This window comes from Intrasporangium sp. (genome assembly GCF_036566125.1).
Classification (GTDB): domain Bacteria; phylum Actinomycetota; class Actinomycetes; order Actinomycetales; family Dermatophilaceae; genus Intrasporangium.
In genome coordinates this window covers 1-9,547 of the sequence record NZ_DATCWX010000097.1, presented here as the reverse complement: position 1 = coordinate 9,547, position 9,547 = coordinate 1, and the positions used below count along the sequence as shown (strand labels likewise).

Annotated in this window: 10 protein-coding genes; 5 read left to right on the top strand and 5 right to left on the bottom strand. The window is 69.0% G+C overall.

Annotated elements, in window-relative coordinates:
• Positions 1-1,010, bottom strand: a 1,010-nt coding sequence (mgrA, locus tag VIR15_RS05980) for an L-glyceraldehyde 3-phosphate reductase (protein ID WP_331926564.1), incomplete at its 3' end; no start/stop codon positions are given.
• 141 nt (positions 1,011-1,151) lie between these two features.
• Between mgrA and VIR15_RS05975 the strand changes: the two genes are divergently transcribed.
• Genes VIR15_RS05975 through VIR15_RS05960 form a run of 4 tightly spaced genes read left to right on the top strand, consistent with a single transcriptional unit; the run spans position 1,152 to position 5,800 of the window.
• Positions 1,152-1,670 (top strand): (2Fe-2S)-binding protein, encoded by a 519-nt coding sequence (locus VIR15_RS05975; RefSeq protein ID WP_331926563.1) that lies wholly within the window; start codon positions 1,152-1,154, stop codon positions 1,668-1,670.
• Complete coding sequence (locus VIR15_RS05970; RefSeq protein ID WP_331926562.1) at positions 1,667-4,162, top strand: xanthine dehydrogenase family protein molybdopterin-binding subunit; 2,496 nt, start codon at positions 1,667-1,669, stop codon at positions 4,160-4,162. The genes VIR15_RS05975 and VIR15_RS05970 overlap by 4 nt, the downstream gene beginning before the upstream one ends.
• Entirely contained in the window at positions 4,159-5,016 is an 858-nt protein-coding gene (locus tag VIR15_RS05965; RefSeq protein ID WP_331926561.1) for an FAD binding domain-containing protein, read from the top strand. The genes VIR15_RS05970 and VIR15_RS05965 overlap by 4 nt, the downstream gene beginning before the upstream one ends.
• Before the next feature lie 7 nt (positions 5,017-5,023).
• On the top strand, positions 5,024-5,800 hold the full coding sequence (locus VIR15_RS05960) for an SRPBCC family protein (RefSeq protein WP_331926560.1): 777 nt from the start codon (positions 5,024-5,026) through the stop codon (positions 5,798-5,800).
• Between the two features lie 241 nt (positions 5,801-6,041).
• On the opposite strand, the gene VIR15_RS05955 is transcribed toward VIR15_RS05960, so the two are convergent.
• The 4 genes from VIR15_RS05955 to VIR15_RS05940 form a co-directional block, all read right to left on the bottom strand.
• Complete coding sequence (locus tag VIR15_RS05955) at positions 6,042-6,977, bottom strand: ornithine cyclodeaminase family protein (protein ID WP_331926559.1); 936 nt, start codon at positions 6,975-6,977, stop codon at positions 6,042-6,044.
• Positions 6,977-7,285: a hypothetical protein gene (locus VIR15_RS05950; RefSeq protein WP_331926558.1), complete on the bottom strand. Its 309-nt coding sequence runs from the start codon at positions 7,283-7,285 to the stop codon at positions 6,977-6,979. Before VIR15_RS05950 ends, VIR15_RS05955 begins: the two co-directional genes overlap by 1 nt.
• A 17-nt stretch (positions 7,286-7,302) precedes the next feature.
• On the bottom strand, positions 7,303-8,028 hold the full coding sequence (locus VIR15_RS05945; protein ID WP_331926557.1) for a class F sortase: 726 nt from the start codon (positions 8,026-8,028) through the stop codon (positions 7,303-7,305).
• Between the two features lie 98 nt (positions 8,029-8,126).
• Positions 8,127-8,792 (bottom strand): hypothetical protein, encoded by a 666-nt coding sequence (locus VIR15_RS05940; RefSeq protein WP_331926556.1) that lies wholly within the window; start codon positions 8,790-8,792, stop codon positions 8,127-8,129.
• 382 nt (positions 8,793-9,174) lie between these two features.
• On the opposite strand from VIR15_RS05940, the gene VIR15_RS05935 reads away from it, so the two are divergent.
• On the top strand, positions 9,175-9,547 hold a 373-nt coding region (locus VIR15_RS05935), incomplete at its 3' end, for a Uma2 family endonuclease (protein WP_331926555.1).

The window sequence follows — 9,547 nt, the reverse complement described above, 5'->3', positions numbered from 1 at the left end:
CCGGCCTCGACGGCGTGCTCATCGATGCGGTTCAGCTCGTCCGTGGAGAAGTCGAGCCCGTCCAGGGCGCCGAGGCTGTTCTCCAGCTGCTCGACGCTCGAGGCGCCGATGAGGACCGAGGTGACGCGCTCGTCGCGCAGCGCCCAGGCCAGAGCGAGCTGGGCCAGGGACTGCCCGCGCGACTGGGCCAGGTCGTTGAGGGCCCGGACGTGCTTCAGGGACTCCTCCGTGAGCAGGTCGGGGCTGAGGGACTTGCCCTGAGCGGCCCGGGAGTCCTCCGGAATCCCGCCGAGGTACTTGTCGGTGAGCATGCCCTGGGCCAGCGGCGAGAAGGCGATGCAGCCGACTCCCTCGTCGTCGAGCACGTCGAGCAGGCCTTCCTCGACCCACCGGTTGAGCATCGAGTAGCTGGGCTGGTGGATGAGCATCGGTGTGCCCATGTCGCCGAGGATCTCGACCGCCTCGCGCGTGCGGGTGGCGGAGTACGAGGAGATGCCGGCGTAGAGCGCCTTGCCCTGCCGGACGGCGGTGTCGAGCGCGCCCATCGTCTCCTCGAGCGGCGTCGTGTCGTCGAAGCGGTGGCTGTAGAAGATGTCGACGTAGTCCACGCCCATCCGGGCGAGCGACTGGTCGAGGGAGGAGAGGAGGTACTTCCGGGAGCCGCCGCCCTGGCCGTACGGTCCGGGCCACATGTCGTAACCGGCCTTGGTCGAGAGGATCAGCTCGTCGCGGTACCGCTTGAAGTCCTGGGCGAAGATCACGCCGAAGTTGCGCTCCGCCGAGCCGTACGGGGGGCCGTAGTTGTTCGCAAGATCGAAGTGGGTCACCCCGCGGTCGAAGGCCCGCCGAAGGATGGCCCGCTGTCGGTCGAGGGGAACGTCGTCGCCGAAGTTGTGCCAGAGACCCAGTGAGATGACGGGGAGATCGAGGCCGCTCGCCCCACAGCGGCGGTAGGTCATCGAGTCGTAGCGAGAGCGTGCGGCCTGGTAGTCGTCGGCGTGGAAAGTCATGGGCCCATCCTTCCCCCAGCGATGAATTGGGCCAAAGGGTTGTCAGTTTCGCAACGGCGGGCAAGACTCCGCATTGTGACACCCCGTGGATCCCCGCGGTTCGAGGGATCCGTCATCTGCAGCGTGGCAGGAGGGCAAGGCATGACCCGTATCACCGTGACCGTCGACGGAGTGGAGTACTCCGACGAGGTGGAGCCTCGGACCTTGCTGGTCCATTACCTGAGAGAGACCGTCGGCAAGACGGGCACGGTCGTCGGTTGCGACACGAGCAACTGCGGGGCCTGCACCGTCCACCTCGACGGCCGGAGCGTGAAGTCCTGCAATGTGCTCGCCGTCCAGGCGGACGGGCACGAGGTGACGACGATCGAGGGCTTGGCATCGACGGGGGTGGATGGGCAGCTGCACCCGATGCAGCAGGCGTTCCACGAGTGCCATGCGCTCCAGTGCGGCTACTGCACGCCAGGGATGATCATGCAGGCCATCGACCTGCTCAACGACAACCCCAACCCGACCGAGGAGCAGATCCGCGAGGGGCTCGAGGGCAACCTCTGCCGATGCACCGGCTACCACAACATCGTCCTGGCCGTGAAGCAGGGCGCCGAGGCGATGTCGAGCACGCCGGTCCCAGCCGGGGCCGACCGTGAGGGGGTTGCGTCATGACGATCACCGAGGACACCTCCACCGTCGCCGGTGGGAACGGCAACGCCGAGCTCGGCAGGGCGCGACGCCGCAAGGAGGACCAGCGCCTCATCACCGGCCGCACCCGCTGGACCGACAACATCACGCTCCCGGGCATGCTCCACATCGCGATGGTGCGCAGCCCCTTCGCCCACGCGCGGATCGCCTCGATCAACACCGACGAGGCCAAGGCGGCCCGCAACGTCGTCGCCGTGTTCACCGGTGAGGACCTCAAGGACGTCCAGGGCGTCAACGCCAACGCGTGGCCGATCACTGCGGACCAGGTCACCCCGACGCACCTCCCCATGGCGGTCGAGCGGGTTGCCTGCGCCGGTGAGATCGTGGCCTGCGTCGTGGCCAGATCGGCCGCCGAGGCCCGCGACGCGGCCGAGCTCGTCGACGTGGACCTCGAGGAGCTCCCTGCAGTCCTGGACATGAAGGAGGCCATGAAGGACGAGGTGCTCGTCCACCCCGACCTCGGCACGAACAGGTCCGCGCTGTGGACACTCGACTCGCAGGAGGCCGGCACCGGCGACGACGTCGACGCGGCCATCGACGCGGCCCGCTCCGACGGCGTCGTCATCGAGCGAGAGTTCCGCCAGCAGCGGCTCATCCCGGCGTTCATGGAGCCCCGGTCCGTCGTCGTCGACCCGACCGGTGAGCAGATCACGATGTGGTCGGCGACGCAGATCCCGCACATCCTCCGATTCCTGCTGGCGCTCACCACGGGCGTCGCCGAGTCCAAGATCCGCGTGGTCGCCCCCGACGTGGGTGGCGGCTTCGGCGGCAAGCTCCAGACCACGCCTGAGGAGTTCGTCGCCTTCGCGGTGGCGCGGCAGCTCGGCAAACCCGTCAAGTACTCCGAGACCAGGTCGGAGTCGCTCCTCTCGGGTCACCACGGACGCGACCAGTGGCAGAAGCTGACCCTGTCGGCGCGGAAGGACGGCACCGTCACCGGCTTCAAGGTCGAGCTGCTCGCCGACCTCGGCGCCTACGTCGCGCTCGTTGGCGGAGGCGTCCCGGTCCTCGGCGCGTGGATGTTCAACTCGATCTACAAGTTCCCCGCCTACCGGTTCACCGTCCAGACGGTCCTGACGAACAAGACCTGGGTCGACGCCTATCGCGGCGCCGGCCGTCCGGAGGCGACGTTCGGTGTCGAGAGGATGATGGACGAGCTCGCAAACGAGCTCGGCATGGACCCGCTCGAGCTGCGTGAGAAGAACTGGATCAAGCACGAGGAGTTCCCGTTCACCACGGTGGCGGGGATGACCTACGACTCCGGCAACTACGAGGCCGCGACGGCCCGCGCCAAGGAGCTCTTCGGTTACGACGAGCTCCGGGCCGAGCAGCAGCGCCGCCGCGCGAGCAATGACCCGGTCCAGCTCGGCATCGGGGTCTCCACCTTCACGGAGATGTGCGGCTTGGCCCCGTCCCGGGTCCTCGGACAGCTCAGCTATGGCGCCGGCGGCTGGGAGCACGCGACGATCCGCATGCTGCCAACCGGCAAGGTCGAGGTCGTGACGGGCACCTCGCCCCACGGCCAGGGCCATGAGACGGCGTGGAGCCAGATCGTCGCCGAGCGGCTCGGCGTGCCGTTCGAGGATGTCGAAGTCCTCCACGGCGACACCCAGATCAGCCACAAGGGGCTCGACACCTACGGCTCGCGCTCCCTCGTCGTCGGCGGAGAGGCGCTCGTCCTCGCGGCCGACAAGGTCATCGACAAGGCGAAGGTCTTCGCGGCACACCTGCTCGAGGCGAGCGAAGAGGACCTCGAGTTCTCGGGCGGCCGGTTCGCCGTCAGGGGCACGGACAAGGGCATGACCTTGGCCGATATCTCGACGGCGTGCTTCACGGGGCACAACCTGCCCGAGGACGTCGAGCCGGGTCTCGACGCCGAGGCGACGTACGACCCGGTCAACTTCTCCTTCCCGCACGGCACCCACCTCTGCGCGATGGAGGTCGACACGGAGACCGGCGCGACGACGATGCGCAAGTACGTCTGTGTCGACGACATCGGGGTCGTCGTCAACCCGCTCATCGCCGAGGGCCAGGTCCACGGCGGCCTCGTCCAGGGCATTGCGCAGGCTCTCTGGGAGGGTGCTGAGTACGACGAGAACGGCACCTTGGTGACCGGTTCCTTCGTCGACTACACCCTGCCGACCGCCGCCGACACGATCAGCTTCATCACCGACCGGACGGTATCCCCGTCCACGACAAACACCTTGGGCACCAAGGGAGTCGGCGAGGCGGGCACGATCGCGTCGACTCCCGCCGTGGTCAACTCGATCGTCGACGCCCTCCGTCCGATGGGCGTCCACGACGTCCCGATGCCGTGCACGCCCGAGCGCGTCTGGCGGGCCATCCAGTCCGGAGGCGCGGAGCGGCAGGTCGACTCGGCGGGCGACGCCCAGCCGCATTTCGAGGCGGGCACGCCCAACCAAGACACCCCTGAGCAGGAAGGCGGTGCCCAGTGATTCCCGCATCGTTCGACTACCTGGCCCCGACGACCGTCGCCGACGCGCTCGCCGCCCTCGCCGAGCACGGCGACGACGCCAAGGTGCTGGCCGGTGGGCAGTCGCTGTTGCCGATCCTGCGCATGCGGCTCAACACGCCAGGCGTCGTGGTCGACCTCGGCCGAATTCCCGAGTTGGCTGGGATCTCCGAGGAGGGTGACACGATCGTCATCGGCGCCATGACGCCGTATGCCGCTGTGCTCGCTTCCGACGTCGTGTCCACTCACGCGGGCCTGCTGTCCAAGGCAATTGCGACGGTGGCCGACCCGCAGATCAGGCACCGTGGGACCGTCGGTGGTGCGCTCGTCCACGCCGACCCTGCCGGTGATGTAGGCGCACCAGTGCTGGCGTTGGGTGCTGAGTTCGTCATCGCCAGTGCGGGTGGGGCGACCCGTACGGTGGGGGCGGACGACTTCTTCGAGGATCTGTTCACGACGGCTGTCGGTGAGGGCGAGCTGCTGACGCAGATCCGGATCCCGAAGCACACCGGATGGGGTTCGCACTACGAGAAGTTCGTGCGGGTCAGCCACCAGTGGTCAATCGTCGCGGTCGCCGCAGCCGTCCGCGTGGACGGTGGCACGATCGCCGAGGCTCGGGTCGGCCTGACGAACATGGGCTCGACGCCCTTGCGCGCCAAGGCGGTCGAGGAGGCACTCGTGGGTCAGGCGCCGACAGACGAGGCGGTCCGTGCTGCGGTTGGGCGCGTCACCGAGGGCACCAACCCGCCCTCGGACCTCAACGGTGCGGCGGACTACCGGAAGCACTTGGCCACGGTCCTGACCCGACGCGCCGTCCTGGCCGCAGCAGGCGGGTGATCACCGGATGGAGCTGACGCACTCGTTCACCGTGCCGACGTCGGTCGACGACGCTTGGGCCCTGTTCATGGACCTCGAGCGCGTCGGAGGCTGCTTCCCCGGGGCAACCGTGACCGAGGTGACCGATGACGGCTTCTCCGGCACGGTCAAGGTCAAGGTGGGCCCGATCTCCCTGCTCTACACCGGGTCCGGGTCATTCGTCGCCAAGGACGACCAGGGCCATCGGGCGGTGATCGAGGCGAAGGGCAAGGACAGGCGGGGCAACGGCACGGCCGGTGCGACGGTGACGATCCAGCTCACGCCAGACGGGAGCGGCGCCCGGGCGGACGTCGTCACCGATCTCGCCGTGACGGGCAAGCCGGCGCAGTTCGGCCGTGGTGTCATGCAGGACGTCTCCGACAAGCTGCTCGGGCAGTTCATCGCCTGCATCGAGCAGCAGCTCGGGGGCGAGCCGGCCGCTGCCCCGGTGCCAGAGGCCACGGTCCAGGATGCTGCCGAAGCAGCTCGCCATCCCGAGATCGTGACCGAGGCGGTCCCCGAGGTGCTCCACGAGACGGGTACTCCGCTGTCGCTTGCCGAGAGGGTCGAGCGCTCCAAGGTGGAGGCGGCTGCAGGGGCAGCGACCGCCCAGCGGCGCCCCTCGCCAGCGATCGGGGCCGAGGACGACGCCCTCGACCTCGGCTCGGCAGTGCTGCCGGTCCTGATCCAGCGGTACTCCGGCTACGCCGTCGCCGCCGTGGTCGGCATGGTCATCGGCTGGCTCATGGGCAGACGGAGGTCCTGACCCGACTCCTCGGATCGAGCGCAGTTCGCGCCGGGCCGGGCCCTCCGACAACTGCGCCCGGGCCGGGTTGTCGGCGCTCCAGCGCGGCAGATCGCGCCGACACGTGCGTCGTGGGTGGGTAGTCGGAGGTACGAGGGGCACGACGATGTCGTATGCCGCTGGGCTCGCTCCCCGCCTGAGTTCCCGCGCGCTCCTGCCGCACATTCCGTCGAGTGTGCAGTACGCGCCGTTCGGTGCTCGGTCAGCAGTGGGCCGCGCCGGCGGCGATGACGAGGTCCTCCCAGGACATGCCGACGCTCTTGAAGACGTTCGGCCGGTCTGTCGCACGCGTCGCCTGTCCTGTGAGGAGCTGCGTCATCGGATGCAGGGCCTGCGGGGTCATAGTTCCCTCACCGATCGCCATGACGACGTCTCCGGCCTCGCGAAGGGCTGTGGCGACGTCCTCGACGACGACGAGTGAGCGTCCGACCAGACGCGAGTCGAGCTCGCGCCGGTTGGGTTCGTGTGAGCCGATCGCGACGACGCAGGCTCCGTCGGCCACCCACTCACCGTCGAGGACCGGGCTCCCCGACGAGGTCGCCGTCACGACAACGCCAGAATCGGCAACCACCTGAGCCACGTGGCCGTCATCCGCGGAGAGGGCGCTCGCCGTCACGCCGAGCCCCGACACCTGATGGGCCGCCGCTCGGGCGGCTTCCAGTCCGCGTCCGACGATCGTGACCCGGTCCGGCTGCCGGATCTCGAGGATCGCCTCGACATGACCCACTGCCTGCGGGCCACTACCGAAGACGACCACGGAGGAGACGTCTGCCGGGGCGAGCGCCTCGATGGCAACCGCCGAGACGGCGGGCGTGCGGAGCGCGGTGATGGCCGTGCCGTCCAGGATGATGGACGGCGCGAGCGTGTCCGCGTCGAAGAGCACGTACAGCGCCTGGATCCTCTCGAGCCCTCGGTCGGGGTTGCCGGGAGCCACCGACAGCGCCTTGACCCCGACGGCGTGCGGCGTCGACGAGGGCATGATGAGCAGCTGGCCTCCGGGTACGACCGGCGAGAGCCGCTCCGGGTCCTCGGCCGGGTCGAACCCGTCCGCGAGCACCTGTCGCACCAGGCGACGAGCGCGATCCGGAGACACCGCTTGACGGATCTCTGTTGCGTCGATCCAGCGTGGCGCCTCCATCACCCGGAACCAGCCTCGACTCGCGAACGGGCCGCGTCCGCAAGCCGTTCCACGCGCCGGGCCGCCTGGCGGCGGAGCACCCACTGGGTGGGCTCGTGAGCGAGCGTTGCGACGAAACCAAGCCCAGCGGCATACGAGATGACGTGGATGGCACGCGTGCCCTCACCCTCAGCGTGAAAGCGCCACGACGCGTGGAGGTTCCGGACATGCGGAGGTACGCGCAGTGGGGGCACGGGCTGGGAGTCGGCGAGTGCGCGCGCCACGTCCGGCGACGCGGCCACAAAGGCGTCGGCGCTGACCTGAGGCATGGACCGAGCCTATGCCGTCAGTCGCGGCCGACTGGGGTGGCGATGAGCATGCTGATTTGCTCGTAGTCCTGGGCGGTGGAGTTCCAGCTACCACCGCACGTTGCGAGAAAGAGGCGCTCCGGGCCGTTGAAGTTGTAGAGATGCTCGGACTCGACGATGCGAGGGTAGTCGTCGGCCGCGCCGACCTCGCGCCACACGCGCTGGACTCGGTAGGAGCAGGTCGAGCCGTTGTCCTGCTCGACGTGGATCAGCTGGCCCGTGTCGATCCGGGACGAGAAGTCCTCCTTGAAGATCGCGGAGTTGTTCCGGTAGGTGTGGCCATTGGTCAGCACCGTGCCGCGGCCCTCGCCTGGGCGCGGTCCCTCCGCGTACCACCCGGCCTTCGTGCGGTCCTTCGGGTTGCCAAGCGGCTGGCGGCCCTCGTGGTCGGGCGGCGCCGCCTGGTCCAGGCCGATCTGTTCGAATGGCGCGTCGACGCCGAGCGAGGGGATGACGAGGCGGGCCGGCTCGCCTGCGAGGCAGGTTCCATCGCGTCGTGACGTGGGCTCGGTTTGTCCCGCTGCGGTGGTCCTGCCCGCCGTGGCCTGGCCAGTCCTGGACGGCGCTGTCGTCGCGGCCGTTGCCGCTGGCGGCGCGGAGACCGGCTGGGGCGATACCGGCCCGGACAGCACGAACCATGCTGCGATCGCCACGAGGACGACCACCAGTGCGTAGGAGACGACGGTTCGGCGCTTGGGTGACACGGGAGTCATTCAGGTTCGGGTGCTGCAACGAATCGGCCGCCAGCACGGGCCGGCGGCCGATTCGCATTATCTCAGTCAGAGATCAGCGCAGCGCCCTGTCAGGACTCGGTCGACTCACGACGGCGACGCAGGGCCTCGGCGCCGAGGACGCCGGCAGCGGCCAGGAGCAAGCCCGAGCCGACGAGGCCGTTGACGGGGCTCGACTCGCCCCCGCCACCGGTGTTTGGCGCGCCGACACCAGGCGTGACCTCGCCGCCGCCACCCGGCTGCGTCGTGGTGGGCGGTGCCGTTGTCGGGGTCGGGGGTGCCGTGGTGGTGGTCGGCGGTGCCGTGGTGGTCGGCGGCGGGGTCGTCTCCGTCGGCTTCGTGGTGGTGGTCGGCGGCGGCGTGGTCTCCGTCGGCGGCTTCGTGGTCGTCGTGGTCGGCGGTGTCTCCACCTCACACGCCTCGACGCCAGGGTCTTCACCACCGATCTGGACAACGACGGACTTGAACTGGCCATCAGAGAACGTCGCGCCCACAGTCGGGGCGTCCGGCTTGCCGGTGATCGAGGCCCAGTCGACAAAGATCGGGTTCTTGCCGCCCTTGAGGATCTCGTCCCCGCCAGGCTTGTGGATGTACTTGCAGACCCAGACCTTGTGAGGATCGCCCGGAGTCGCGCTAGCCGACGGCCCCGTCGCGAGCACGAAGGCCCCTGACCCCGCAAACGCTGCGGCCGTGATGAGCGAGACAGTCCGTCGGCGCATGCCAATGGTTGTCGTCATGAGAGTTCTTCCCCTTACTCCGTGTCACTTCGGCGCCTTTCGGCACCCCCGATGGCACCGGTCGCCACGGCCGCCCGCACGTGTCGCGCTCGGCGGTCGGGTCGGACAGGACGTTCCTACCCAATTCCGTCCAAGCGCACCAGTGGAAGTCCACATGCCGTCAAGCTCGACCCTTGGGCAGTCGGTGCCGTCACAACCTACCTGTTCGTGGGCTGCGCGCCACCCGAAACGCCGGGCACCGACAACGGGCTCTGCGTTCTTCCACCACGGGAGGTATGCCGCTGAGCTTGCTTCCAGCGCAAGCCTCCGCCCAGCCCTTCCGCGCTCGCCCTTGAGTATCCCGAGTTCGGCAGGCTGGTCGGCATGGGAGCAAGGAGGCACCATGGGAACGGCCGGACTGACCGTGCTCTTTGCTCCGTTGGCGGTCGCCCTCGCTGAGGACACGGAGCTCCAGCCCGATCTCCTCGTCGCGGCTACGCGCGACTTCACGGCCAAGGAGCTGCCCCGCGCGCCACTGCTCGCTGTCGAGATCCTGTCGCCGAGCACCCGCCGCTTCGACCTCATGCTCAAGGGAGACCGCCTCGAGGCTGCAGGTTGTGAGGCTTACTGGTGCATCGATCCCGACCAACTGACTCTGACCGCATGGCACCTCGAGCACGGTCGCTTCGTCGAGGTCGCCTACGTGTCCGGCGACGAGACCTTCGAGACTGAGCGTCCCTTCCCGATAGCCATCCGTCCGGCCGACCTGGAGCCGC

What these genes read in the sequence shown, in the direction of transcription:
- VIR15_RS05955 (WP_331926559.1), bottom strand. Translation starts at nt 6,977, where the DNA reads ATGGAGGCGCCACGCTGGATCGACGCAACAGAGATCCGTCAAGCGGTG.
- VIR15_RS05960 (WP_331926560.1), top strand. Translation starts at nt 5,024, where the DNA reads ATGGAGCTGACGCACTCGTTCACCGTGCCGACGTCGGTCGACGACGCT.
- VIR15_RS05940 (WP_331926556.1), bottom strand. Translation starts at nt 8,792, where the DNA reads ATGACGACAACCATTGGCATGCGCCGACGGACTGTCTCGCTCATCACG.
- VIR15_RS05975 (WP_331926563.1), top strand. Translation starts at nt 1,152, where the DNA reads ATGACCCGTATCACCGTGACCGTCGACGGAGTGGAGTACTCCGACGAG.
- VIR15_RS05950 (WP_331926558.1), bottom strand. Translation starts at nt 7,285, where the DNA reads ATGCCTCAGGTCAGCGCCGACGCCTTTGTGGCCGCGTCGCCGGACGTG.
- VIR15_RS05970 (WP_331926562.1), top strand. Translation starts at nt 1,667, where the DNA reads ATGACGATCACCGAGGACACCTCCACCGTCGCCGGTGGGAACGGCAAC.